Below are 23,735 nucleotides of genomic sequence, written 5' to 3'. Positions count from 1 at the left end.
ACAATCTCGAGACTTAACGGGCACCCGCGCAGGAGTACGGGCCAACCATTCAACCCAAAGGAAGACGCCGATGGCGCATGCATGCCACAAACTGTGCGGGTCTGCCCTCGGCGCCGCCGCCGAACACGAAGGAAATCCTGATGCCGCTGCCCTCTGACGCCGACGGTCCCGTTCTCCGGATCCACTATGAAACAGACCGCCTGTTGGACGCGACCGATCTGGCGAACGTTTTGGGCGAAATTGGCCGAGCCTTCGATCGCTACGCGAACCGGTCAATCCGCGGGTCAGGGCTCCGTCTTGCCGTCCGGCGCGTCGAGGTCGGAAGCGTCGTGGCGGACCTGGTCGTTGTGGGATCCGCCATGGCGGTAGCGCTCGTGAGCCACCGCGACGCGATCTACGGCTTCGTCGGCTTCCTCGGAGACCTTGTGTCCATCGCTCAGGGCCTGAAACCAGGGAAGAACAAGGCGGCGGACAAACGGCTTGTCGACGCCCTGAAAAATCCGATCGAGAACGTCGCCCGGCAAGTGAACATCTTCGTGGTCGGCGACGGCAACATTGTCACTATCGACAAGGCCGCGATCGAGCGCATGACGGGGACGAGCGAGGCGGCCAACCTGCAGGCTGAAGCCGACAGGGCGGAAGTGGCGGAGAACCCTCCCGCCGCGCTCGCCGCTCCGAGGTTTCTGACCCTGGACGGCAAGTTTGGAACTGCGATCGATGTGAAGGGGCGTTGGTATGTTCGCCTGGAAGGCGAGGGCGGCGTCCTCAATCCCCTGGAATTGGCCCAAGGCGTCATGGTTGTCGACGACCAGAGCTACCGATTTGACGGCGTCTGGGAGGGCCGAAGCTATCGTATCCGCGCGGCGCGGCCGATCGGGCAACCCTAGGCGTTTAACCTCCGCGCCGCAGGCCAGACTGGCGCCGACTGACCCTGCTGGATCCGCAGCCGGTGCCACTTCATGCCCGAGAACACCGCCTCGCTGGCGAGGCACCCTTGAGCGCGAGGCTTTCTGCGTAACCGACAGACCGGTGAGCGGCTCAGAAGGTGTGACTTCAGAGCCGGGCAGCCTAGATCCAATCTAACGTGCTGCAGCGGGGCACGTGGGCTTTTTCAGCCGAGCTTCTCGCCAGCCTAACTTGCGAGCGACCCGCGCTGTCTGCGGCGATCAGGTTTGGAAATTGCGCACCTCCGTTTGGGCTCACAGCCGTGACAGAGGCACTTCTTAAATCGGCGTTCATAAACGGCCGTCCAGCTTAGCTCTCTGGTGCTGATGCATTGCTTGGGAATCGAATGGCTGGATCGTTGTCGTTGATGCCCGGCGCGCCCGAGCCAAATGCCTTTACCGGCCTGATGCAGGCCCGCGACGGGACGAGGTTCGCTTTTGCCGAGTTCGCCGGCCGGGGTGAGCGCATAGAGGTGATCCTCCGCGGCGGGCGGTCGTCCAGTTATCGTGCAAGCGATCTCGAAAAGCTAAGATCTGACACGGTTGAAGTTGAGGCGCGGATCGGCGGCAAGAAAGTCGGTTCGGCAGACTTCAAACGATTTAGCGTCATAGAGGATAAGCGGCTGATCTCCCCTGGGGAGTGGAGTTCGGACATGACCGAAGTCAACGAGTCCTGGCGCCGTCGCAGAGTAGCTTTATCGCTCTATGGCATGATGAAGGCGTGCGGATTTCGCGTGCGTCCTTCAACGGCCATTTTGTCAGCGGGCATTGAGCTGTGGGGCGTCCTCGATCCGGCAATATGCGAATTTCCGCTGAAGGCGACGGAGCCGACTTGCGACGATCCTGCCTTAATCGCGGTGCACGCGCAGGAGTTTGAGGCTTGGCGCGATGGCATGGACCGGGTGCGCGACTGTCGATCAATTGCCGATATTACTGCCTTGGGGGCGGTGAGCGCGCCTTATCTGACGACGATTCAGGGCGGTTCGATATGGCCAAGCCGAAAGGTCGAAGCCGAGAGATTCTTTCGGCAATTCGCCCGTTATGATGATGTGCCAAGCGTTCTCAGCGAGCTCCAGGTTCAGGGAATGCCCGCTTGGGCAATATGGAGCTACCGCTTGATGGGTCGGAAGGCTCCTGGGCCGGTACCGGGGATCATTCAGGCCTGCCGAGAGGTTGTCCGCCGCGCAAGAGCTGCGGACGCTCCCCAGCTAAGCGCCTTCCGAGATTATCAAAAAGCTCGGTCTGAATGGTGTAGGCGGATCGATCGGCCGGCGTGAGCGCCGCCACCTCACAGAAAGCCGCCAGCGGAAATGTGTTCCAAAGTACACATTCAAAGGCGCGGCGGGCCGCAGAGAGAATATACTCTTTAAATTGTTAATTCTGGGCCTGACGTCAACTCGAATCGTCTTGCCTAGACTCGAATTTTCGAACTGACTTAGGCCGCGTTAGCGTCGTGACGCAGGCCGCGACCCCATGGTCAGCGGCATGGCGAAGCTATGTCTGAACGCTTAGCAGCGTCGTTTCAGGCCTAAGGAGAGAAATATGAGGTTCAGCTAACTCAATCCGCCATCTGGCGGAGCAGCTGGTGTTGCCGAGGAGGTTCCCGCCTCCCCGGCCACCGGTTCCGGAGCGAATCCGAAACGCGCTTTGTGAGCGAGCGGAACTCTCTCCTGACATCGCGAGGAAGTCAACGGCCGCTGCGAGAGCGATCGTTGAAGCACGCCTGTGCTCCGCCTCTTCAGCAAACAGAAGAGGTTCAAATGAACATCCACACAACCGACTGGCAAAACGGGCAGAGCCCCGGCCAGGCAATCTATGGCGAACTGAAATCCCCCGCGCCCAGCCTGCTAGACGCGGTGCTGGAGCGGCTATCAAAGCCAGGAAAAGGCGTTGGTAGTCGCCCGCTGCTGCCCTCAGCGACTGTGGTCCTCGTCCCCGACGGTTCGGCAATTCGCAGCGTGCTCACTGGCCGGCGCGTCATGGTCACCGGGTTCTACAACAGCCGTAAAGCAGGGCGTGCCTTGCCCTACGAGGGCATGAACGAACTGGCGCTGTTGAAGCACTGCGAGGTCGATACGACCGTCATCGACTACCGGTCCCAGCCCTTTCGATTCGAATTCGTGATCGAGGGTGCCAAGCGCATCTATATCGCCGACTGCGTTCGACTGCTCGACGATGGAACAGTGGAGGTGATCGAGGCGAAGGGGCGGCTGCGGCAACTGCTGGCGCCCGACTATGCCGAAAAGCTCGACGCTGTTCGCGACGCCTGTACGAAGCTGGGCTGGCGGTTTCGAGTCCTGAGCCAGAAGCAGCTCTTTGAGCCCCACCAGGTCTACGCCAACGTCGATCGGATCCAGTCTCGCCGGATGGTCCGGTTCGACCAGATCGACGCCTATCGGGCCATCGAGCACGTCGAACGGCAAGGTGGCCAAACCACCCTGGGAAGTCTGGCCGACGTCGTCGCCGCAGGGCCGAGGGGGTTGGCGATTTCACAAGCCATGATGGTCCGCCGACTGGTCAAGATCGATCTGTCTGCAAGGCTCAGTGCTGAAAATCGCGTGTCGCTCATCGCTCATCGCCCTGGCGAACGGGGGGTTTTCCGATGAGCATTTCCATCCGTTTCAACGCCGGCGAATGCTGGTCGTATCGTGGCAAGCGCCTGAGGTTCGAGCGTCATCTTGGTGACGACCTTCTGTACTTCCTGGATGAGGCGAGGCTGGGTCCCTTCCAGGTCGAGGGGGATGACGGTGAGCTACGCGCACCCGATGTCGATTGGGCGCTCAATGCCTTCGCCCAGGGGGACCTGAAACGACAGCGCGACCCTCAAGGGCCGCCTGTCCGACGAAGGGCGGCCCTGCAAGAAATCGGTCCGGACGAAGCCAAGCAAATGGACCCGATGGCCAGCCTCCGGGCGTTCGTGGTCCGCGGTCTGGATGCGCTGCCGGAAACGCCCAGAAGCGATAAATCCTATCGCCTTGCCTTGGCCAAGCTCTGGGCGGCTCATCCGGACCTGGTCGCGAAGTTCTCGGGTCAGCCGTCCCCCCGGGCTGCCAGGCGATGGATGGACGAGCGTGGCGCTCCGGGCGACCGGACGCTCCCCCAAATGGTGTCCATGACAGGGCGGGTGAAGAGGCAGCCACGCATCTGCCCAGAGGTGCGGGCGGAAGTTCACCAAGCCGCGCTTTGGTTTTGGTCGAGCCGCCGTTGGTCCATCACCGATGCATACGCCCGGCTCTCTGAAAGCCTGTCGCAGATCAACGCGCAGCGGAAAGATAGCTCTGTGCTCTCTGCACTTAAGCGCCCATGCCGCGAAACGTTGCGCAAAGAAATTCGCCGGACAGAGAGCTTCGAAACTGTTCGCGAAAAGTACGGTCTCCGGGCCGCGAACACAAAATTCAAGGCGTGTGGAAAAGGCCTAAGCGCTACTCGAATTCTGCAAATTGGAGCCATGGATCACACGCAATTGGACGGCGTGGCGGTGTTCGATGGCAAGGAGATGCTGCCACTTGGACGCCCTTGGCTGACGGCGATCGTTGACGTCTACAGCACCTGCGTCGTCGGCATCGTGCTCACGTTCGAGCAACCCTCGATCTATTCGGTCATGGAGTGCATCAAGCGCGCCAATCGGCCCAAGCTACATCTGCCGCAATCGGCTGATCAGTTTCCCGATTTGCGCGGCATCTTCGGGCGCTTCGACGAGATCGTCGTCGATAATGGGCGCGAGTTTGCCGGCGTAGCGATGGAGGATGGGCTTGTCGATGCGGGCATCTCCCTACGCCTCGCGCCGGTTGGCTCACCGACCTACAAGGCTGTTGTTGAGCGTCTGTTTGGCACGCTCAACTCGCTGCTCAATGAGAAACTTCCAGGGGGCGTCCTCAAGCCTGAGGTGCTGCGCGAGTTCGGATACGATCCTGAAAAGGATGCGGTCCTTACGCTGACGGAGCTCGAGGAGCTGATCTGGGAGGCGATCACCCTCTACCACATCACGCCGCGACGAGGGCAGAGTTCGCCCCCCGCCCAACTCTGGAAGGAGAGCGCTAAAGACGACGGTATCGACGTTATCGGCGACGATACCGAGCTGGACAAGATGCTGGGAGCGGTGAAGTACCCCTGCCGCGTCACGAGATCGGGTGTCGAGCTATTCGGCCTGACCTTCCACGACGAGGCCAAGGTCTCCGCGCTGCTCGAAGACCTGATTGGCTACGAGCCGGTTAGATCCCGTCGCAAAGGCTCCGCAACGGCGCGGGTGAAGGTAAAATACAATCCGGCGTGTCTCTCCGAGATCCACGTCTGGAACCGGCGCACTAGCCGCTACGTGACGCTGCCATGCGAGGATGAGCGCTACGCGCAGGGCGTATCGCTCTGGCATCATCGGCGCCTCCAGGAATGGGCCACCCTGAAGGGCGAGGAATTCAGTAGCGAAGCTGATCGCCTGCTCGTTCGGGCGAAGATGATCCGCAAACTGGAAGACCTGGCTCCGACGCTGAAGGGCAAAGAGCGCCGTGCCATGGCTCGGTTGCTAAACTCGCCCAAAATCCAGTCGCTGTCAGACGGCGGAGTGGCGCTTGCCTATGCCCCTTCGCGGCATGACGGCCTGGCTCCGATCATCGAGCATGACCTCCTGGCGCCCGTGCGAAGCGACGAAGGGCGCAAGCCTTCTCGCCCGGCTCCGACCAAGAAGCGAAAGCCGCCCAAGCCTAGGCGAGCCAAGGCCATCCTTGACCATACCCACCTGAAACCCCAGACAGGCGATATCGCGGACTTCTCGGTCGATCTGTCTTCCTGGAAGGAGATCGACCTGTGAATTCCCAGCAAATCGCCAGCAAGGTCGCGCTCTTCAAGCAAATCTACATCCCGTACCCACCGCACACGGCTTTCCACGAACAGTGTGAGTACCTTGTGCAGTTAGGTCGCGCCACGCGCGGTGAGCCGCAGAATGGTATGCGAGCCCTGGCAGAATCCGGCTCGGGCAAGACGGCGGCGGTCAAGGCATTTATCCGCCAGTTCTTGCGCAAGACGCCGAGAACGGCTGACTGCGTGCCGATAGTCTTCATCACATTGGACCAGACCGCCACATCAAAGCAGTTGATGACCTCGATCTTGGAGCACTTCGGCGACCGCTACTCCTCGCGCGGCACCGAGCAGTCTCTGAAGATGCGGGTCAAGGCCTGCTTCGAACGATTTCACACTGACTTGCTGTTCATTGACGAGGTTCAACATCTCAACTATCGCCGCTCCGAGAGGAGCGATGTCACTGACGGTCTGAAGAGATTGCTCGATGATGGCGTTGTGCCGATCGTTTTTCTCGGTACCGAAGAAGCAAACGATCTTTTCACGCGAAACGTCCAACTCAGTAGCCGGCTTATCTCTCCTTGCGACTTCAAAACGTTGGATTTGCGGCTTCCTGAGGACCGAGCGCTCCTGGCCGGCTATGTGGCGCTTATCGACCAAGCCATGGTTGAGAAGGGTATATTCCAAGATCTTAGCGACCTTGACGACCCCTCAGTACTCGTTTGCCTACACGCGATCAGCAAAGGCGTTATAGGGCGTGTCTCGCGATTATTGTTAATCGCGCTTCAAATCGCGCTTAAGCGGGGCGCCACTAGGATCGAAAGATATGATCTTGCCCTTGCCGTCGATCAGTGGGCCCTCCCCAGTGGTTTAACGGCGACAAACCCCTTTCTCCGCGATCCATCTGACCTGTCACCCCGGAAAGGTGCCGCATGAAGGCGGTCGCTGAGCACGTCATCGCTAGGGAGCACCGGCTGCTGTTTGGCCTGACGCCCTTCGATGACGAGAGCTTCTACGGCTTTGCCGCTCGACTGGCGGCCTGGAACCATTTCGACAGCCGCCATCAGTTCCTCTTGAGCATGGCCTTCCCTCATTTGTCGGGGGGAGGCCTACAAGCGGCTCTTGAGGATCGCGGGCAGCTGGCGTGGCGCCTACGACTGAGCGATGAGCAGTTAAGCCGGCTGACTGGCCGACACGATCCAGAGCTTGATCGATATCGGGCGCTTGTCAGCCTGACGGCTCGCCGCGTTTCGCCGGCGGCCTTGCGCAAGACCACCTACCACCGGGCGGGCTGGGCGCTCCAATTGCCCTTCTGCCCGGAAAGCTGGGAAATATTCATCGACCTATGTCCCGCCTGTAAGCGGCATCTCGGCTGGTCGAAAGTGCTGGCGATCGAGCTGTGCGACCACTGTGGCTTCGATCTCCGGGCCGCTGAAACAACCGCCGTTCCCAAGAGGCAGCAGGCCCCACTAGCCTTGATGGTGGGCTTGGTTCATCGCGACCCCGCCTTGCGGCTCTCTCCGAGCCTGACCCTGCCGCCTCATCTGGCGGATTGTTCGCCGTTCGAGGTCTTTGAGTTGGCGATGGTTTTCGCGAGAGCAACAGCGCTGATGCGAAGCCGGCTCAAACTGACGATGTCCTCGCCCATCAAGAAGACTGCTTACATGGCGGCCGGCATGGACATCATCTGCCGGTACCCAAGGTCGTTCGACGAACTGATGGGGGGAGGAAACGAGGCTCTGCCGAAGTTTTTCCGGACTGTCCGAGCATACGGCGGCAACTCAATTGGGATCTATCAGCGGCTTTTCTCGGATTGGGAACCTTGCCCGCACGGGCCCTCGCGGCTTCGTCAGAAGCGAGAGGTCGGCGGGCAGCTCACGCTTCGACAAGCCGCGCAGCAACTACGGCTGGAAAATCGCGATCTGCGCAAGCTGATCGACGCGGGGCTGATCGGTGCGCCGAAAGGCCGTGGCGTCGTGCGCAAATGTCAGTGGCTCGATCCGGGGGAGGTGAACAGCTGCGTGCGCCGGCTGGAGGACCGAATGTCCCTTCAGGAATTTTCTCGCGCCTTCAGGATTCCCGTCCGCGGAGTTGCGCAGCTGGTCAGCCTGGGGGTCTTGCCTCGAAACCAGGATCCGATCGTGAGGGAGCTGCATCCCACCACCCAACTTAATCGAAGCGCTGCGGAAGAGGTGGTCGGCCGACTTCTAGCGATACGTCGCGTACCGACTCCCGAGGTGCTGGTTTGGCCGATCGAAGACGTCTTCCATGGCGTTGGCTGCCAAGAAAAACCTTGGGGGCCGATGCTGCGAGCCGCCTTGGATCGCCAAATCCCTCTCTATTGCGATGGGGATGTTTCGACCGCTCTCCACATCGGGAAGCTTCAGATCTCGCAGACATTGGCCTGGGAAATCCTTGCGCGAGACCATCCCGACCTGCTGGAAGTCCCAGACCTTGCACTGGAGGAGCTGTCGGATGCCCCCATGAGCAGGGTCGAGGTCGAGAGCTATCTCAACTGCTTTCCCCGGGACCTGTCTTGGCTGTTGGCGGAAGGGCATCTCTCCAAGGGCCTATTGCCTCAGGAGGTCGCTGTGCTGGGGCAAAGCATCATCAGCTCGCGCGAGATCAGTTGGCGCTGGCGCGTCTCGCCAGCGTTGCGCGAGGCACTCGCGAAAAAACACGGCATCGGAAGAGCGCTCGGGCCCTTTTGGCCGCGAGCGGCGGTCGAGGAATACTTCGCCGCTAGATTTCCATTCGGCCGGCCGATGTAGCGGGCTGTGGCCAACGACTAGGTGTGGATCTGGCCGTTGGCCCCACCGTCGGCGCTAAGCGCCTGCCCACTTTAAAATAATGAGGAGGAGGGCAAACGCGCCAGCTCCTGCCAGCATGCCGATGATCGCGAGCAGCGTGGGGTTAAACTGAACGTTAGCGTTCGCGACGTTTCGGGCGAGGAAAACGCTATTGAGGTGGTGCATGCGCTCGATATCGCTCTGTTCCATGGCTCGATCCGATCCGCCGATTGTCGCCCTCGATCACACTCTCTCTCATTCCTGACGAGTTACAAGGAGGTGGCGGCGCGGCGCTCTCCCTCTGTCATGTCCACAAACCCTACGTCCCGTTTTGACGTACTTGGAGTGCATGGTTGAAGACGGCATTGAATGAGGGTCATCCTTAGGTGGTCGATGCGCGTCCAGGGACGGGCTTAGGTGGTCTGGGTGAAATGGTGGAATTTGGCCAGCCGAGTTAGATCAACGGCTTAGTCGGTCGCCCCTGTCGCGCACCGACAGGATCAGGCGGTGTCGGTCAAGTCGAACCGGCGGCCGTTGGCGCGAACGGGCGGCTTGCCGATGAAGGCGAGCGGCTGGCGGGCGGGACGTGAGCGCCGGCCCAGCCGCGCTCGGTCGTCAGGCCCAAACGCCGGCTGTCACGACGCGACGTCAGCGACAAGGATGGCTTCACTCCATGAGAACCAAGCAGTCTTCGCCTTCCGCGGTCAGGAGCGCGCAGGCGGCGTCGGCGCCCTGAGCCGTGCGGGCCGAGAACCGCGCCGCGAACAAGCGACCGATCTTGGACACGTCGCGGGCGCGCGCGCCAAAGCGACGGGGATGGCGCCTGGTGACGTCGGCCAGCCTGGCCAGGCTGTTGGCCTTGGACCGAAAGGCGCCGACCTGAACCCACCATCGAGCGCGTTCGGAAGTAGGCGGCGCCACATCGCCTTGGGCGACGGCGATTTCAGCGTCCGATGCGGCGGACGCCATCAAGGTTGGAGCGGCGGTTGGCGGGGTCGTCTTGTCGTCGATCGGCCGCGCTGGCTGCGTCGGGTTCAGCAGATCGTCGACCGCGACCTCGAAGCCCGTCGAGCGAATGGCCAAGCTTGAGAAACTGGCCTGGATCAGCCGCTCCATGAAGGCGTCGCGCGAGCGCGCCGAACGCCCGCCCAGCACCACGGCGATGACCCGGCGCCCGTCGCGCCGGCCCGAGGTCAGCAGGTTGTAGCCCGAGGCGTTGACGAATCCGGTCTTGAAGCCGTCGATCCCCGGCTTGGCCAGCAAGCGATTGTGGCCGCGGATCAGCCGACCGCGAAACACCGTCTGTTCCTGGTCGAAGATGGCGTAGTCGTCGGGATGGTCGCGCAGGAAGGCCCGGCCCAGCAGGGCCAGGTCGCGCGCGGTGCTGTAGTGACCCGGATCGGGCAGGCCCGAGGCGTTGCGAAACCGGGTGTGGGACAGGCCAAGGCTCCGGGCCTTGGCGGTCATGGCGCGGGCGAAGGCGGCCTCGTCGCCGCCGAGACGCTCGGCCAGGGCCGTGGCGACGTCATTGGCCGATTTGACGACCAGGACATCCATCGCCTCCTGCAGGTTCAGGCTGGCGCCGGCCGCCAGGCCCAGGCGCGACGGCGGGCGCGAGGCGGCGCGCGGCGAGATGGTCACCCGATCGGTCCGCTTGACGCGGCCCGTGTCGAGCGCGTCGAACGCCAGGTACAGGGTCATCACCTTGGTGATCGAGGCGGGATACCGGCGCGCGTCGGCATGACGGGCGTAGAGCGTCTCGCCGGTCTGGGCGTCGATGACAATGGCCGCGAACCGCTCATCGGTGGACCCCGCGCCGGCGGCGTTGGCGGCTGGGTTTGCGAACAACAAGAGGCAGGCCGCGACGCCGGCGACGACAGGACGAACCCAGGCGAAGGAGGTCCACGACGCTGGGCGAGCGGGCGCGGAAGCTTGAAGAGATCTTAGGCCGAACATGGGGGCCAATGCGCCGTTGGAATGGTGAATCGGAGCTTAAGGTTTGGCGAGAAATATCGTCCTACGATGTTAGTTGCGGCGCTCGCTCAGACCGCGGTTGGGCTTACGCCGCCGGCCGTTTGGGAAGCCCGTGGCTGGCCGTGATCCGCACCGACAGCGCCCCGAACGGGGTCGGATCGGTGAGGCTGGCCCGCAGGCCGCCCGCCCGCCAGGTCATCGTCAGTCGAGGCGCCGCGCCATGGGCGAATTGGATCCGCGCGCTATGCGACGAGGCGGGCGGCCCAAAGCGCGCCTTGAGAAGGCCCAGGAGCGCATGGAAATTGTCGGGCGAGGTTTCCAGCGACACCGCCTCGACGCTCTGACCACGGACAAACAGCGTCAGCCGCTTGAGCCTGACCTTGTCGGTGAGCGGCGGCGGGCTGTCGATCAGATAGTCGCCGTAGCGCCGCGCCACGCGACAGGCTTTGGCGCCGTCAGGCGCGGGATCAGCGCAGACCAGCGGCGCCGCGGCCAGGGTCGACATCGGAATGCCGACCAGCGCCTCGACGCCCGTCAGGCCCAGGGGGCTTTGGGCGGCCAGGACCGCTCCGGGGTCTTGGCTCTGGCCTGTGGTCTGCGCGGCGGGCGCGCCCGCCAGGGCGATGAAGGCGATAAGGGCGGAAAGTGGCGTTGCGGTCATGGGGCGGGGCCTTTGCGTCGTGGGGTAGCGTGCAGAGACGGGTCTGGTTGCCCCTTAGATCGCGCTCAAGCCCGCCAGTTCGGCGATCTGGCGCTCGGGCATGACGATCTTCAGGTGCGGGAAGGGGATCTCCACGCCGGCCTCGTCGAAGGCCAGCTTGATGCGCCGGTTGTATTCGCGCCCGACGGTCCATTGCTGCAGCGGCGGGGTCTTGATCCGCGCCTTGAGCACCACGCCGCTGTCGGCCAGGCTGTCGACCCCGACCACCTCGATCGGTTCGAGGATCTTGTCGGCGAAGTCGGGGTCGGCCTTCAGGCGCGCGCCGACCCGGCGCATGATCGCCAGGGCCGCGTCCAGATCCGAGCCGTACGACACCTGCAGGTCGAAGACGTAGTACGAGAAGCTCTTGGTCAGGTTATGCAGCACCTGGGCTTCGCTGTAGGGGAAGACGTGCACCGTGCCGTCGAAGTCGCGCAGACGGATGGTGCGCAAGGTCATCTGCTCGACCAGGCCCCCGCTGTCGCCGATGCGGACGATGTCGCCCACCGAGACGATGTCCTCGACGATCAGGAAGATGCCGGTCAGGAAATCCTTGACCAGGGTCTGGGCCCCAAAGCCCAGGGCCACGCCGACGACGCCCGCTCCGGCCAGCAGCGGTCCGATCTTCACCCCCAGTTCGCCCAGTCCCATCAGCACCGCGACGATGACGATGGCGCCTTGGGCGACGCCGCGCAGCAGCGGCGCCAGGGTGGCCAGCTGGGCCCGCCGGCGCGGTTCGGCGGCGTGATCGGCGAACCCCCCCATGGCGCGGCCGATCGCCAGGCCCGCCAGCTCGAACGCCGCCACCCCGACGATCAGCAACAGGCCAAGACGGATCGCGCCGGCCAGGATTCGCGCCCCCAACGGCCTAGCCGTCCAGGCCAGGAGGTTGAAGCCCCAGATGTCGGCGATGATCAACACCGCGGCGATGACGGCGGCGGCCTGGACGACGCGGCCGGCCAGGCGCGCCAGCCGATTGGACCGCACGGTCTTTTCCGCGTCGGACGGGCCGGGCAGATGATGCGCGCCCAGCCGCGTCAGGCGCCTGGCCAGGCGCCCCGCGGCCAGCGCCACGGCGGCCACCCCAACGGTCAGGGCGATGTCGATCATCCAGGCCAGGGGGCTCAGGCCGGAAAAATGCGCCAGAAGGGCCCGTAGGCCCGCCAGGATTCGTTCGCTCGCCGTCATCGGGCGCGCCTCCTCATGCTGTGCGGGTTTGGCCGCGCAATGCGGCGGTCGTGGCGGCACCGCGTGTCCCTAGGCCTGCAAGGGCTCGCGCGTCAGGGCGTGGCGGATGCGCGCGACCTGATGGTCCGGCGCGCGCCAGTCCTGCTGACCATGGGCCTCGTGCTCAAGGGGATCGAGCAACATGGAGCGCACGCCCCAGGTCGACAAAAGGGTCGCGGCCAGTTCCGGGACCTTGCGCTCGCCGGTCGGCTGGCCGGCCATCAACGCCAGGGTCGGGCCCGTCTGGGCGGTCATGGCCAGGGCCATCCTGGCCGTCTGGATGGGGCCCACGACACGGATGTCGGCGTCATAGAGCGTGGTCATGATCGCGGCGGCGTCGATATCCTCGCCGCAAATCAGCAGAACGGTTTCCTTGTCGTGATCAGTCATCGCGGCCCCACAGTTCAGGGCCCAAAGCGCTGGCCCAGAAACATCGTAGCACGATCTAATGAGGCGCCCGGACACATCGACCTGACGAATTCGTGACTCCTGTCGGGTCTAGAACGGGAAAAACAGGGGAATGACCGCCAGGCCAACGGCCCATGTGATCAGGTTGAGCGGCGCGCCGATGCGCACGAAGTCGAGATAGCGGTAGCCGCCCATCTGGTAGACCAGCACGTTGGTTTGGTAGCCGAACGGCGTGGCGAAGGCGGCGCTGGCGGCCATCATCACCGCCACCAGGAAGGGGCGGGGGCTGACCCCCAGGCTCTCGGCCAGGGCCACGGCCATCGGCGTCAGCAGGACGGCCACGGCGGCGTTCGACAGCAGCTCGGTCAGCAGCAGGGTCGCGCCATAGATCAGGGCCAGGGCGTAGAGCGGGCCCAGCTGGCGCAGCCATCCGACCAGGGCGTCGGTGGTCAGGGCCGCAAGGCCGGTGACCTCCAGCGACAGGCCCACCACCACCATGCCGGCGATCAACAGCAGGATCTCGGGCCGCAGGCCTTTGTAAGCGTCTTCCACGCCGATCACGCCGGTGACCACCAGAAGCACCGCGCCGGCGAAGGCCGAGGCGGCGATCGGCAAGAGGCCCAGGGCCGCGACCGTCACCACCAGGACGAACACGCCCAGGGCCGCGCCCGCGCGCCAGGGATCGAACGGCGCGTCGAGCGGGTAGAGGGCCGGATCCTCCCCCGCAGCCGTCATCGCCGCTTGCGGCGCGGCGGGCGGTTCGGGCGGCGCGGCGGTCTCGACGCTGAGCAGGCGCGGGCCCAGCAGGACCAGATAGAGGCCGCCGGCCGCGGCGATGATCAAGGCCACCGGCGTGGCCTCGAACAGGCTGAAGGCCGGTTGGCCGGCGTTGCGGGCCATGTCGTTGACCAGCAGGTTGGTCGACGTGCCGATCAGGGTGCAGGCCCCGCCCAGGATGGTGGCGTAGGACAGCGGGATCAGGAAGCGCTTGGGCGACAGGCCCAGCGACTGGGAGACGTCGCGCACGACCGGGGCGCTCAGGACCACGATCGGGGTGTTGTTCAGAAAGGCCGAGGCCATGCCGCAGAACACGATCACCAGCCAAAGGCCCGCCGCGCCCAGGCGCGCGCAAAGCCGCGTGGCCCCGCGGATCAGCAGGCCCAGGAGCCCCGACAGCTCCATGGCGTAGGCGATGACGAACAGGGAGGCCAGGGCCAGGATGGCGGGGCTGGCGAAGGCGCCTTGAACCTCGACAGGACGTACGGTGCGCGTGCCCAACAACACCGCCGCGCCAGCCAGGGCCACCACATCGGCGCGCAGCTTGCCGTGGATCAGGGCGGCGACCACGGCGGCCAGCACCGACAGGGCGATGATCTGGGCGAGAGTCATCGCCGGCGCGCCGGCTCGCTGGGCGGGGCGTCCGGCGCGGACCGGGGCGGAGACGATTGCAATCGGGACCTTGTCTTCTGCTAGGCTGGCGCCATGAGCGACCATAGACCGAGGTCCCCGGACCGCAAGTTCGCCTTGATCGCCCCGATCGCCATCGGGGTCGCGGCCGTCATCGTGCTCGTCCTGGTGCTGACGCGCCCCGGGCCTGTTGCGGCGCCCCCGCTCGAGCCGCCCCCGCCGCTCGTGCCCGCGCCGGCCGCGCCCGCGCCGCCGGCCACGGCGTCCCGCGCCGACCTGATCGCCGCCGCGGCGGCGGCGGCCGACGCCTATGCGGCCGGTTCGACCCTCAGCGCCAAGGCGCTGGTCGGGCGGCGCTTCGTGGTGCGGCTGGCCTTCGGCTGCGGCGGCCCGGTCGCCGATCCGGGACCGGCCCAGGCCTACTACCAGTATGATCCGGCCGGCCCGGCCCTGCGCCTGGTCGCGCGGCCCGCGACCTGGACCGACCTGCCGCTGGTCCGCGCCGCCTCCGGCCAGGCCACGGCCGAGACGGTCGAAGGCTTCTGGATCCCACGCCCGTGGCTGACGGGCGAGACCTGTCCCAGGCGGCGTGACGTCGCGCCGCCGGCCACGCCGACGCCTGTGGAGGCGCCAAGCCTTGGCCTGGCCATGTTCCATGACGCCGGGGCCTCGCGCGTGGAGCGTCGCAGCGAGCGTCCCTATGAGCATGTCGTCAAGCTCGACGGCGGGGACGCCGATCAGCAGCGGTCCTTTGATCTGCGGCTGGAGGGGCGTATCGCCAGCTTCGCCGACGGGGCGGCGATCCATTGCTGGAGCGAGTCGGCCGAACACCGTCCGACCTGCCTGTTCGCCGTGGACCTGGATCGCGTGGCCTTCGAGGACGCCAAGGGGACGATGCTGGCGGACTGGCCGCGATGAGCGTGCGCCGGTGAGCGAGCGTCAGGCGCGGGTTACGGCCCTCGTGGACCAATCGGCCTATGCCGTCAGTGTGGCCGAGCATGCTGCCTGGCTTTGCGGTCGCCTGGGCGGGCGGCTGCAGTTGCGCCACGCCCGCGAGACCGATGAAGCGATCGAGGACGCCCGACGACTGCTGTCGGACCTGACCGCACAGGTCACCGACCAGGGCGCCGAAGCGCCGCGGCAGAGCCTGGTCGAGGGCGGGGTGCTGGCCGCGGCGATCAGCGCCGAGACCGATCTGCTGGTGATGGGCAAGCGAGGGGCGGGCGCCCAGGACGCCCCGGCTATGCTGGGCCGCCATGTCGATCCGGTCGTTCGGGCGGCCAAGGTCCCCGTCTGCCTGGCGTCCAAGGTGTTCCTGCCCATCCATCGGGTCGTGGCGGTGATGGACGCCGAGCCGGGGCGACGTGCGGCGCTCGACCTGGTCGCCGCCCAGTCGGGCCTGGGAGATTTCGATCTCGACGTCGTGGTGGCCGCCTATCCCGGAGAGGAGCCCGACGAAAAGCTGGCCCTGGTCCGCCAGACGCTGGACGGCCGGGCCGCGGCGTTCGCCATCCGCGCCGAACGGCTTGGCGCTGCGGTCTGGGACTATCTTGGCGCGCGCTCCGCCGACCTGATCGTCATCTCGCGCGAGGTTCTGTTGACCGCGGCCCCGTTGCGCGCGGTCTCGCCGCGGAGCCTGTGGGCGGCCCGCGCCTCGGTGCTCGTCTGCTGAACCGTCGCTAGCGGCTGGGCCGCGCCGCGCGCCGGGCGGCCTCGATGATGCCGGCCAGGATGTCAGCCCCCTCGTTGAGGCGGCCCAGGTTGCGCTGGGAAATGGCTTCGAGGATGGTCTCGCCGCGCGGACGCAAGGCCAGGACCACCCGGCGGCGGTCGGCGTCGGAGTCGCGGCGCGCCACCAGATCGCGCTCGACCAGGCGCGCGACCAGTTCGACGGCGCTGTGGTTCTTGATCAGCAGGCTGCGCGACAACTCGCCGATCGAGATCGGATCGGGTCCCGGATGGGCCTTGATGGCCAGCAGCGCCTGGTGCTGTTGGGCGCTTAGGCCGTGCTCGCGCGCGCCCTGTTCGCTGAACGCCAGGAACTGGCGGATCGCCAGGCGAAAGTCGCCCAGCGCGCGATAGTCGTCTTCGGTCAGGGCTGGATTATCGACAGGATGGGGCGAAGGCGGCGAGAGCGGCGGCGTCACGGGAAAGATCCTGGCGGCGCGACCAAGCTCGCGGCCAACCGATCTTCTAGCACGCCTGACGAGTCGCGGCGGTTTCGTGATCGACCGATTTGACTCATTACATCGTGTCACGATATTTGATGCTCATGGCTTTAAGGAAAGCCGTGCGCGCCCAGGTCACGGGGCCGCCGGCGCGGGCTTTTAGAGGGCGGCTCGCGCCGGCGTTGCGACGTCGGTGGCGGCTGTGGACTCTGCTGGTTGGGGCGGCCGTCATGGCGGCTGCCGGAGCCTTGGCTGGAGCTCAGATTCGCCTGGACGACCTGGAGCTCCGACCTGGCCATGCGCCGCATCTGCGCGTCGGGCCAGGGCAGGGGCGGTAAAGCCGGCCTCACTATCGCGTGAGGCTTCGCCCGCCTGCCGCCCCGCCTGCTAGGCTCGCGCGAGCTTCGACCGCCCGGGGCCGGGCTTGCGCTTTCGCCGGCGTCGCATCGCGCGACGGGGTTGGCCATCCTTCGATGGCCGATCCGACACTTTGGAGAACCACCGCGCCGCGCACGGCGCCCAAGACCTCAAGGGGCACTCTATGCGACCAAGGATCCAAGCCGGCGCGTCTCGCCGCCCGCGCGCCCGGCGCGCCACGCCAAGCCGCCGCGCCGCGTCGCCACGGCTCCAGGCCTGATCACACCGCCGCGATGGCCTGGCCGTCGCCCCCTTGAGCCGCCGCCGCCCGCCGGCGTGATGGCAGAGCGCGTCCGAACCGATTTGTCGGACGCGAGCCATGGAGACTCCATGACGGCCCAGATCATCACCTTTCCCGAGACGCTCTCAGCGCCCCCCTCGCTCGACACCGCCGGCTGCGCCCTGTTCCTGGACCTCGACGGCGTTCTGGCGCCGATCGTCGATCGGCCGGACGGCGTCAAGCCTGATCCGCGACGGACCTGGATCCTGCGCCGGCTGGCCGAACGTCTCGACCGCAGGATCGCCATCGTCAGCGGCCGCACCATCGCCGAGGTGTCGGCGATCACCGAGAACGCCGTCGTCGCCGTGGCCGGCGTCCATGGCCTTGAACGCCGGACGGCCGTGGGCGAGGAGGTCGCCGTGCTCGCCGACCCGGAACTGGCGGAGGCCAGCGCTATTTTTAACGCTCTGGCCCGGGCCCAGCCGCAGCTGATCGTGGAGGAAAAGGGGCTTTCGGTCGCGCTGCATTATCGCGCCGTGCCCTCGGCCTGCGAGGCGGTTCGCGAGGTCGCGCGACGCCTGGAAGCGGCGACGGATCTGGTCCTGCAGGAGGGCGATATGGTCGCCGAGCTTCGCACCGCCGGGTCCGACAAGGGCCAGGCGCTCGAGGCCTTCATGGCCGAGTGGCCCTTCCAGGGCGCGCGGCCGGTCTTCGTGGGCGATGATCTTACCGACGAGGATGGCTTCCTCGCCGCCGAAGCGGCCGGCGGCTATGGCGTGCTGGTGGGGGAAAGCCGGCGCCAGACCGCGGCCCGCCATCGGCTAGCCGACGTCGCGGCGGTTCTCGACTGGCTGGAGGCGGCGATCGTCGAGCGCGCCTCGTGAGCCGCCTGATCGTCGTTTCCAACCGGGTCAATCCGCCAAGCGACGCGGGCGTGGGCACCGCCGGGGGCCTGGCCATGGCGCTGGCGGCGGCCTTGCGCGAATATTCCGGCGTCTGGTTCGGCTGGAGCGGCGAGACGATCGAGAGCTTCACGGGCCAGATCTCGATGCAGAAGGTCGGCGGGGTGACCGTGGCCCTGGTCGATCTGGAAGAGCAGGATCGCGAGGAATATTACGACGGCTACGCCAACCGCACCCTTTGGCCTCTTTTCCATTCGCGCACGGATCTGGCCGCCTATGAGCGCTCGTTCGGCGAGGGCTATCAACGGGTCAACCGCCGCTTCGCCGAGACCCTGGCCCCGCTGATCGGTCCAAACGATCTGGTCTGGATCCACGACTATCACCTGATCCCCCTGGCCGATGAACTGCGGAAGCTCGGGGTGACCAACCGCATCGGCTTTTTCCTGCACATTCCCTGGCCGAGCCGGCGGCTGCTGACCACCTTGCCCCAGCACAAGGAGCTGGTGGAATCGCTGCTGGCCTATGACCTGGTCGGCTTCCAGACGCACGACGCCCTGGAGGCGTTTTCCGACTATGGCGAACGCGAGCTGGGGCTTGCGATCAACGACGGCGTCGTCGAGGCCGGCGGCCGTCGAACCCGCATCGGCGCCTTCCCCATCGGGATCGAAGCCGACGCCTTCGCGCAGCTGGCCCAGCAGGACGCGGCCCGCGAGACCTTCGAGCGCGTGCGCGCCAGCCAGGCGGGCCGGCGCATGATCCTGGGTGTTGATCGCCTCGACTATTCCAAGGGCCTGGAGGAGCGGTTCCTGGCCTACGAGCAGTTGCTGGTCGATCATCCCGACTGGGCCGAGCGCGTCTTCCTGCTGCAGATCGCCACCCCCAGCCGCGACGCCGTGCAAGCCTATCAGGAGATTCGCGCGCGGCTCGACGGCGTGTCCGGCCGGATCAACGGCGCCTTCGCCACGGTCGACTGGGTGCCGATCCGCTATGTCAACCGCGCCCATCGGCGCGACGAATTGGCCGGCATCTACCGGGCGGCCCAGGTGGGGCTGGTCACGCCCTTGCGCGACGGCATGAACCTGGTGGCCAAGGAATATGTCGCCGCCCAGGATCCGGACGATCCGGGCGTCCTGGTCCTGTCCAAGTACGCCGGCGCCGCCGAGCAGATGCAGGACGCCTTGATCGTCAATCCGTTCAGCCGCGAGGAAACCTCCGAGGCGCTCGGCCAGGCCCTGGCCATGCCCAGGACCGAGCGAATCGCGCGCTGGAGGCGGCTGATGGACGGGGTGGCGCGCGACGACGTATCGGCCTGGCGCGATCGCTTCGTCGCCGCCTTGGCCGGCGATGTCGCGATCACCACCGCGCCGGGTGGCGACAGGCGCAAAGCATCGTGATACGATGTTGTGGCCGGGTGAAACCGGCGCGAGCGGCCGCCAGAGCCGCCGCGGGGAGGAGGCGCACCATGAAACCTGGACACCTGAGCGGCTTGCCGCTCGAAATCATCCTCGTCGCGGCCACCGTGGCGGCTTGCGCATGGTTCGTGTCGCAACGCCTCGGCGGCTGAGCGACAAAACGTTGATCGTGATGGAGACCCGATGAGCGAAAGCGCCTGGGAGGACGCCCTGGAGATCGTTGTGGCCGTCCTCGAAGCGCCGCCACCGCCCGATTCCCGAGAGGGACAGGTCGTTGACGAGGCTCGGCGGCGGGTGCTGGCCAATCCGTTTGGCGATCTTCCGGACGACATTGGTCAGACCCTGGGCATGGACTTGGGCCGCACCTTGAGGATGGAGAGCTTTGTGAGGCGTTCATACGCCACGACGGCGGACGACTAGATGCCGCGTCGAGACGATCCTGGATTTGACGACGACATCGTTCGGTTCGTGGTTTCGGACCTGCGCACGGTGTGGGCGCTGGAACTGCTCCTCCTGATGAAGGGCGCGCCGGACCGCGTCTGGACGGATGTGGCGTTGACCGCCGAGCTGCGCGCCAATCTCGGCATGGTCGGCGAGATTCTCAAACGCCTCCAGACCCTTGGACTGGCGGTGTGCGACGGGGAGGGCTGGGCCTATCGCGCAGCCAACGCCGAACTCGACGCGCTCTGCGCGCGCACCGAGGGCGCCTATCGTCAAAAGCCTTTCGCGATGATCAGCCTGATCGGGCGCGGCCATGACGCTCTACGCGATCTGGCCGACGCCTTTCGGCTAAAGGGCAAGGAGCCATGAGCCTGCTTGCGCCGCAACTGGTCTATCTGCTGTGTCTGGCCACCAGCCTGGTCTGTGCGGTGCTGCTGGCGAGGGCCTATGGGCGATCGCGCCATCGTCTCCTCCTATGGTGCGCGATCAGCTTCGCCCTCCTGGCTCTGAACAATCTCCTCCTGGTCGCCGACCTCGTGCTCTTTCCGGCCAGGGACCTGTGGATCTGGCGCCAGGTGGCGGCGGCGGCCGCTCTGGGCGTCCTGCTGGGCGGCTTCATCTGGGAGCGCGATTGATGCCTTCATCGGTCTTGATCGGCTTCGTCGGCGGCGCCTTGGCCATGGGCTATCTCGTCGCCGCCGGCTTCTTCCTGCGGTTCTGGGCCACCAGCCGTGATCGTCTGTTCCTGGCCTTCGCCGGCACCTTCGCCCTGATGGCCGCCGCCCAGGTCTTCACCCTGATGGGCCGGTCAGCGCAAGAGGGGAACGGCCAGGTCTACCTGCCGCGCCTGGCCGCCTTCGTGCTGATCATCGTGGCGATCCTTCTGAAGAACCTGCCGTCCCGCCGGACCTGAAGCGGTCGCCTTGACCCGGACGCCGCGCGCGGCTAGGGCCTAAACATCGTGAGGCGATGTAATCGTCTCGCGTCACCCTTCATTCTTCTTCCCGCGCCTCGGCGTCGAAAAGCCCTTTGACCATGTCCTCGCCCCTGGAGACCCTCGGCCGTCAGCACAAGCTGGTGCGCCTGCGGGCCCGACGTTCGATGCGGACCGGCGCGGTCGTGGCCGCGGCCGTGGTCGCCGGGGCCGCGGCGGTCGGCTTCGCCAAGCTGTGCGACGCGGCCATGGCCCTGCACGCGCGGATGATCGTCGGCAAGGCCTGGCTTGGGCCGGCGCTGCTGGTCGTCGGCATGCCGCTCTGCGTCTGGCTGATGCGCCGCCTGGCGCCGGCCTCCGCCGGCAGCGGCATCCCGCAGGTGATCGCCGCCGGCGAGATCGGGCGGGGACGGGGGCTGGACGGCGAGAAGATCCACGATGAGCGGGTCTCGATCCGCACGGCGCTAGTGAAGATCTTCCTGGCGGCGCTGCTGTTGGTTTGCGGCGGATCGATTGGCCGCGAGGGGCCCACCGTCCAGGTCGTCGCCGCGGTCATGGTGTTCCTGACCGGTTGGCTGCGAGGCGGGCCCGGTCGGCGCACCCTCCTGATCGCCGGCGGCGCGGCCGGGGTCTCGGCGGCGTTCAACACGCCCATCGCCGGCATCGTCTTCGCCGTGGAGGAACTGGCGCGGGGCTTTGACAAGCGCGCCAACACCGTGGTGATCCTGGCCGTGGTCTCGGCGGGCGTCGCGGCCTACGCGCTGGGCGGCAACTACGCCTATTTCGGCGACATGTCCGGTTCGGCCGGCTGGCACGCCTGGCTCAGCGCGGCCCTGATCGGCGTCGTCTCTGGCGTGGCCGGCGGCCTGTTCTCGCGCCTGATGGCCGCGGTCCTGGTCGGCGACAATCCCGTCCGACGTTGGAAGGACGCGCGGCCCGTCCGTTTTGCGATGATCTGCGGCGTGATCGCGGCGGGCGCGGCGGTTCTCAGCGGCGGGGTGACCTATGGCGCGGGCTACGCCGAAGCCAAGTCGCTATTGTTTGGCCACTATGCGTCAGGCTGGGGTCTGGCGGCCGGCAAATGGCTGGCGACACTGTCGGCGGCGGCCAGCGGCGCGCCCGGCGGCATCTTCGCCCCGTCACTGGCCACGGGCGCCGGTCTTGGGGCGTTGTTCGCCCATCTGGCGCCGTGGGCCGGCGGGCGCGAGGCGGTGACGCTTGGCATGGCCGGCTATCTGGCCGGCGTCGTCCAGGCGCCGCTGACCAGCGCGGTGATCCTGATGGAGATGACTCGCGATCCAGGCTTGGTCGGGCCGCTGTTGCTATGCACCCTGATCGCCAAGCGCTGCTCCGAAGCGGTCGCGCCGGTCCCGCTCTATCACGCCTTGGCGCGCGCCTGGACGCGGCCCCGCCGACGGGCGGCGCGGCAGGCGCCCGCCAACCTGGCGGTTTCGGGCCCCGTCTCGGGTGAGGGGACGCCGTGACGTTTCTGCACTTGGTCCGCCGGCTGCTCTGCTTCAGCGCGCTGACGATGATCGGCGCGATCGCCATCAGCGTGATGACCCACGACGCCTGGCTTCTGGTAGGTCACGTCCTTGGCGCCGCCAGCGCGGTCGTGGCCGCGATCGCGGTCTTGGCGTTCGTGGTGGTCGGATTGCGGCGGATCGCGGCGGATTTGCCGCCAAGGCCCACTGAGGTCCACGTCATCGCCCCCTTCGAGCGGGGCCTCACCGGGCTTGCGCAGCCGCCAGATACGGAGCCTCCCTCGGCGCCCGATGCTGATTGGTCGCCGGACTGAAGGTCGTTTTTCCGGACCGACACCAATGTCCGCATTTGGCGCAGACCCGCATGCCGACTTCAACTCGCGGGGCGACGAAAGGCGGCATAGGCCGCGTCGAACGCTGACAAAGGGCCCGGATCAAAGGGCTTCGCCACGACGGTTGTATCGAGCTCGAAATACTGAGGGTGCTCTTCTGCGAACTGCGAGAATGAAGGCATGAAGTCTGCCAAGCCTATACCGGCCCGAACAATTGTCGCCGCCGATGGGCGCATAGTTGAAGACGGCATTGAACGAGGGTCATCTTTAGGTGGTCAATGCGCATCCAGGGACGGGCTTAGGTGGTCTGGGTGAAATGGTGGAATTTGGCCAGTCGAATTAGATCAACGGCTTAGTCGGTCGCCCCTTTCGCGCACCGACACGGCCGGTATCCACTTACCAAATCGCCACTTTAGATAGCTGTCGCCGACGCATCGAAGGCGTTCGGCCGACAAAGCGCAACTTTACCTTGCGTCGCGAGACTCCGCGGTCATATTCTTAACCGAGTTGGCGTGGGGGGCGGAATGAGGGGGAGTTCTGGTCGGGTGCGCGGGCGCACCTACCTCGCCGTCGGCCTGTTCATCGGCGCCTTGATCGTGATCGCGCTCAACGCCGGGGTGATAATTCCCTTCGTCGAACGGAGGCCAGAGATCATCGCCGTGAGCGACGAACCGTTCGCCTACGGACCTTCCCTCGCCTCCTGGCTCGGCGAGGACATTATCCACAACGTGGCCCTGATGCTGAAGGAAATGCATCCGGTCACGGACAGCGGCTTGCGGATGGAGACCTTGAATCCGGCCCCGACCTTGCTGTTCGACAGGCCTGGTTTCACGTTTGAAGCGTCGGATGGCCACGTCCAGGCCTACCGCGGCGTATTCGGGGATTCACCCATCGATCCGCATACGGATTTACGACCTGTGGATCCGGTCGGCATGCTGGGGCGGGTCGCGGGGACCCTCGACGACGTCAACATGCGCCCGTTCATGAGTGCGGCGGGCGTGCATATTCCCGATGTTTCGCTTCCGCCGAACGAGCGGGATTGGGTCACCCGTGTGGTGCATCCGGGAGCCAGCGCGGGGAGCACCAATCCGCCTCTGCCGGCCGTCCGGGCGGCGGTGGAGGGCCTGTTCGAACCGGCCTTTTCCGCTGTCGTCGTCGGCACGTCGGTTTAAGGAAGGGGTGCAG

24 protein-coding genes are annotated in these 23,735 nt (G+C 66.0%); 17 read left to right on the top strand and 7 right to left on the bottom strand.

Going from position 1 to position 23,735, the window contains the following annotated elements:
• The first annotated feature begins 140 nt into the window (after positions 1-140).
• From ASD21_RS00570 to ASD21_RS00550, 6 genes are all read left to right on the top strand, one after another.
• Positions 141-887, top strand: a complete 747-nt coding sequence (locus tag ASD21_RS00570) for a hypothetical protein (RefSeq protein ID WP_056435201.1) — start codon at positions 141-143, stop codon at positions 885-887.
• Positions 888-1,312: 425 nt separating this feature from the next.
• Positions 1,313-2,221, top strand: coding sequence for a hypothetical protein (locus ASD21_RS23700; RefSeq protein ID WP_156398240.1), 909 nt, complete (start codon positions 1,313-1,315; stop codon positions 2,219-2,221).
• A gap of 483 nt (positions 2,222-2,704) precedes the next feature.
• Entirely contained in the window at positions 2,705-3,550 is an 846-nt protein-coding gene (locus ASD21_RS00565) for a TnsA endonuclease N-terminal domain-containing protein (RefSeq protein WP_056435198.1), read from the top strand.
• Positions 3,547-5,748, top strand: a complete 2,202-nt coding sequence (locus ASD21_RS00560; protein WP_056435195.1) for an integrase catalytic domain-containing protein — start codon at positions 3,547-3,549, stop codon at positions 5,746-5,748. The genes ASD21_RS00565 and ASD21_RS00560 overlap by 4 nt, the downstream gene beginning before the upstream one ends.
• Positions 5,745-6,671, top strand: a complete 927-nt coding sequence (locus ASD21_RS00555) for a TniB family NTP-binding protein (protein WP_056435192.1) — start codon at positions 5,745-5,747, stop codon at positions 6,669-6,671. Before ASD21_RS00560 ends, ASD21_RS00555 begins: the two co-directional genes overlap by 4 nt.
• Positions 6,668-8,506 (top strand): hypothetical protein, encoded by a 1,839-nt coding sequence (locus tag ASD21_RS00550; RefSeq protein WP_056435189.1) that lies wholly within the window; start codon positions 6,668-6,670, stop codon positions 8,504-8,506. The genes ASD21_RS00555 and ASD21_RS00550 overlap by 4 nt, the downstream gene beginning before the upstream one ends.
• 54 nt (positions 8,507-8,560) lie before the next feature.
• On the opposite strand, the gene ASD21_RS23695 is transcribed toward ASD21_RS00550, so the two are convergent.
• The 6 genes from ASD21_RS23695 to ASD21_RS00525 all read right to left on the bottom strand — a co-directional run bounded on the left by ASD21_RS23695 (position 8,561) and on the right by ASD21_RS00525 (position 14,222).
• Complete coding sequence (locus ASD21_RS23695) at positions 8,561-8,734, bottom strand: hypothetical protein (RefSeq protein WP_156398239.1); 174 nt, start codon at positions 8,732-8,734, stop codon at positions 8,561-8,563.
• A gap of 456 nt (positions 8,735-9,190) precedes the next feature.
• Complete coding sequence (locus tag ASD21_RS00545; RefSeq protein WP_056435186.1) at positions 9,191-10,375, bottom strand: D-alanyl-D-alanine carboxypeptidase; 1,185 nt, start codon at positions 10,373-10,375, stop codon at positions 9,191-9,193.
• A 208-nt stretch (positions 10,376-10,583) separates the two neighbouring features.
• Positions 10,584-11,159, bottom strand: a complete 576-nt coding sequence (locus ASD21_RS00540; protein WP_056435183.1) for a hypothetical protein — start codon at positions 11,157-11,159, stop codon at positions 10,584-10,586.
• Between the two features lie 54 nt (positions 11,160-11,213).
• Positions 11,214-12,386, bottom strand: coding sequence for a mechanosensitive ion channel family protein (locus tag ASD21_RS00535; protein WP_056435180.1), 1,173 nt, complete (start codon positions 12,384-12,386; stop codon positions 11,214-11,216).
• 69 nt (positions 12,387-12,455) lie between these two features.
• A complete protein-coding gene (locus ASD21_RS00530) occupies positions 12,456-12,815 on the bottom strand; it encodes a hypothetical protein (RefSeq protein ID WP_056435177.1) in 360 nt (119 codons plus the stop codon).
• Positions 12,816-12,923: 108 nt separating this feature from the next.
• A complete protein-coding gene (locus ASD21_RS00525; RefSeq protein ID WP_056435174.1) occupies positions 12,924-14,222 on the bottom strand; it encodes an SLC13 family permease in 1,299 nt (432 codons plus the stop codon).
• 93 nt (positions 14,223-14,315) lie between these two features.
• Between ASD21_RS00525 and ASD21_RS00520 the strand changes: the two genes are divergently transcribed.
• Positions 14,316-15,158 carry a hypothetical protein gene (locus ASD21_RS00520; RefSeq protein WP_156398238.1) on the top strand — a complete coding sequence of 281 codons (843 nt, stop codon included), beginning with the start codon at positions 14,316-14,318 and terminating at the stop codon, positions 15,156-15,158.
• A gap of 10 nt (positions 15,159-15,168) precedes the next feature.
• Positions 15,169-15,912 (top strand): universal stress protein, encoded by a 744-nt coding sequence (locus ASD21_RS00515; protein WP_156390562.1) that lies wholly within the window; start codon positions 15,169-15,171, stop codon positions 15,910-15,912.
• Positions 15,913-15,919: 7 nt separating this feature from the next.
• On the opposite strand, the gene ASD21_RS00510 is transcribed toward ASD21_RS00515, so the two are convergent.
• The gene (locus ASD21_RS00510) at positions 15,920-16,387 is read right to left on the bottom strand and encodes a MarR family transcriptional regulator (RefSeq protein ID WP_235523756.1); all 468 of its coding nucleotides are present in this window, start codon (positions 16,385-16,387) and stop codon (positions 15,920-15,922) included.
• Positions 16,388-17,155: 768 nt separating this feature from the next.
• On the opposite strand from ASD21_RS00510, the gene otsB reads away from it, so the two are divergent.
• The 9 genes from otsB to ASD21_RS00465 all read left to right on the top strand — a co-directional run bounded on the left by otsB (position 17,156) and on the right by ASD21_RS00465 (position 23,722).
• On the top strand, positions 17,156-17,929 hold the full coding sequence (gene otsB / locus ASD21_RS00505) for a trehalose-phosphatase (protein ID WP_056435165.1): 774 nt from the start codon (positions 17,156-17,158) through the stop codon (positions 17,927-17,929).
• A complete protein-coding gene (otsA, locus tag ASD21_RS00500) occupies positions 17,926-19,341 on the top strand; it encodes an alpha,alpha-trehalose-phosphate synthase (UDP-forming) (protein WP_056435163.1) in 1,416 nt (471 codons plus the stop codon). Before otsB ends, otsA begins: the two co-directional genes overlap by 4 nt.
• Before the next feature lie 201 nt (positions 19,342-19,542).
• Positions 19,543-19,779 carry a hypothetical protein gene (locus tag ASD21_RS00495; protein WP_056435160.1) on the top strand — a complete coding sequence of 79 codons (237 nt, stop codon included), beginning with the start codon at positions 19,543-19,545 and terminating at the stop codon, positions 19,777-19,779.
• On the top strand, positions 19,780-20,169 hold the full coding sequence (locus ASD21_RS00490) for a hypothetical protein (RefSeq protein WP_056435157.1): 390 nt from the start codon (positions 19,780-19,782) through the stop codon (positions 20,167-20,169).
• Complete coding sequence (locus ASD21_RS00485; protein WP_056435154.1) at positions 20,166-20,435, top strand: DUF5985 family protein; 270 nt, start codon at positions 20,166-20,168, stop codon at positions 20,433-20,435. Before ASD21_RS00490 ends, ASD21_RS00485 begins: the two co-directional genes overlap by 4 nt.
• Entirely contained in the window at positions 20,435-20,713 is a 279-nt protein-coding gene (locus ASD21_RS00480; protein WP_056435151.1) for a DUF5985 family protein, read from the top strand. Before ASD21_RS00485 ends, ASD21_RS00480 begins: the two co-directional genes overlap by 1 nt.
• Positions 20,714-20,835: 122 nt before the next feature.
• Positions 20,836-22,218: a chloride channel protein gene (locus ASD21_RS00475; RefSeq protein WP_235524814.1), complete on the top strand. Its 1,383-nt coding sequence runs from the start codon at positions 20,836-20,838 to the stop codon at positions 22,216-22,218.
• Positions 22,215-22,532: a hypothetical protein gene (locus tag ASD21_RS00470; RefSeq protein WP_056435144.1), complete on the top strand. Its 318-nt coding sequence runs from the start codon at positions 22,215-22,217 to the stop codon at positions 22,530-22,532. The genes ASD21_RS00475 and ASD21_RS00470 overlap by 4 nt, the downstream gene beginning before the upstream one ends.
• Before the next feature lie 563 nt (positions 22,533-23,095).
• Positions 23,096-23,722, top strand: a complete 627-nt coding sequence (locus ASD21_RS00465; RefSeq protein ID WP_056435141.1) for a hypothetical protein — start codon at positions 23,096-23,098, stop codon at positions 23,720-23,722.
• The last annotated feature ends 13 nt before the right edge of the window (positions 23,723-23,735 follow it).

It is taken from the genome of Caulobacter sp. Root1455 (assembly GCF_001426905.1).
Lineage (GTDB): Bacteria > Pseudomonadota > Alphaproteobacteria > Caulobacterales > Caulobacteraceae > Caulobacter.
Note: the sequence above shows the minus strand (reverse complement) of the source record. Positions and strands in the feature narration are given on the sequence as shown.

Bases quoted from the DNA above. Each gene is read 5' to 3' on its own strand.
- ASD21_RS00570 (WP_056435201.1), top strand. From the start codon at position 141: ATGCCGCTGCCCTCTGACGCCGACGGTCCCGTTCTCCGGATCCACTAT.
- ASD21_RS23700 (WP_156398240.1), top strand. From the start codon at position 1,313: ATGCCCGGCGCGCCCGAGCCAAATGCCTTTACCGGCCTGATGCAGGCC.
- ASD21_RS00565 (WP_056435198.1), top strand. From the start codon at position 2,705: ATGAACATCCACACAACCGACTGGCAAAACGGGCAGAGCCCCGGCCAG.
- ASD21_RS00560 (WP_056435195.1), top strand. From the start codon at position 3,547: ATGAGCATTTCCATCCGTTTCAACGCCGGCGAATGCTGGTCGTATCGT.
- ASD21_RS00550 (WP_056435189.1), top strand. From the start codon at position 6,668: ATGAAGGCGGTCGCTGAGCACGTCATCGCTAGGGAGCACCGGCTGCTG.
- ASD21_RS23695 (WP_156398239.1), bottom strand. From the start codon at position 8,734: ATGGAACAGAGCGATATCGAGCGCATGCACCACCTCAATAGCGTTTTC.
- ASD21_RS00540 (WP_056435183.1), bottom strand. From the start codon at position 11,159: ATGACCGCAACGCCACTTTCCGCCCTTATCGCCTTCATCGCCCTGGCG.
- ASD21_RS00535 (WP_056435180.1), bottom strand. From the start codon at position 12,386: ATGACGGCGAGCGAACGAATCCTGGCGGGCCTACGGGCCCTTCTGGCG.
- ASD21_RS00530 (WP_056435177.1), bottom strand. From the start codon at position 12,815: ATGACTGATCACGACAAGGAAACCGTTCTGCTGATTTGCGGCGAGGAT.
- ASD21_RS00525 (WP_056435174.1), bottom strand. From the start codon at position 14,222: ATGACTCTCGCCCAGATCATCGCCCTGTCGGTGCTGGCCGCCGTGGTC.
- ASD21_RS00520 (WP_156398238.1), top strand. From the start codon at position 14,316: ATGAGCGACCATAGACCGAGGTCCCCGGACCGCAAGTTCGCCTTGATC.
- otsB (WP_056435165.1), top strand. From the start codon at position 17,156: ATGACGGCCCAGATCATCACCTTTCCCGAGACGCTCTCAGCGCCCCCC.
- ASD21_RS00495 (WP_056435160.1), top strand. From the start codon at position 19,543: ATGAGCGAAAGCGCCTGGGAGGACGCCCTGGAGATCGTTGTGGCCGTC.
- ASD21_RS00490 (WP_056435157.1), top strand. From the start codon at position 19,780: ATGCCGCGTCGAGACGATCCTGGATTTGACGACGACATCGTTCGGTTC.
- ASD21_RS00485 (WP_056435154.1), top strand. From the start codon at position 20,166: ATGAGCCTGCTTGCGCCGCAACTGGTCTATCTGCTGTGTCTGGCCACC.
- ASD21_RS00480 (WP_056435151.1), top strand. From the start codon at position 20,435: ATGCCTTCATCGGTCTTGATCGGCTTCGTCGGCGGCGCCTTGGCCATG.
- ASD21_RS00475 (WP_235524814.1), top strand. From the start codon at position 20,836: ATGTCCTCGCCCCTGGAGACCCTCGGCCGTCAGCACAAGCTGGTGCGC.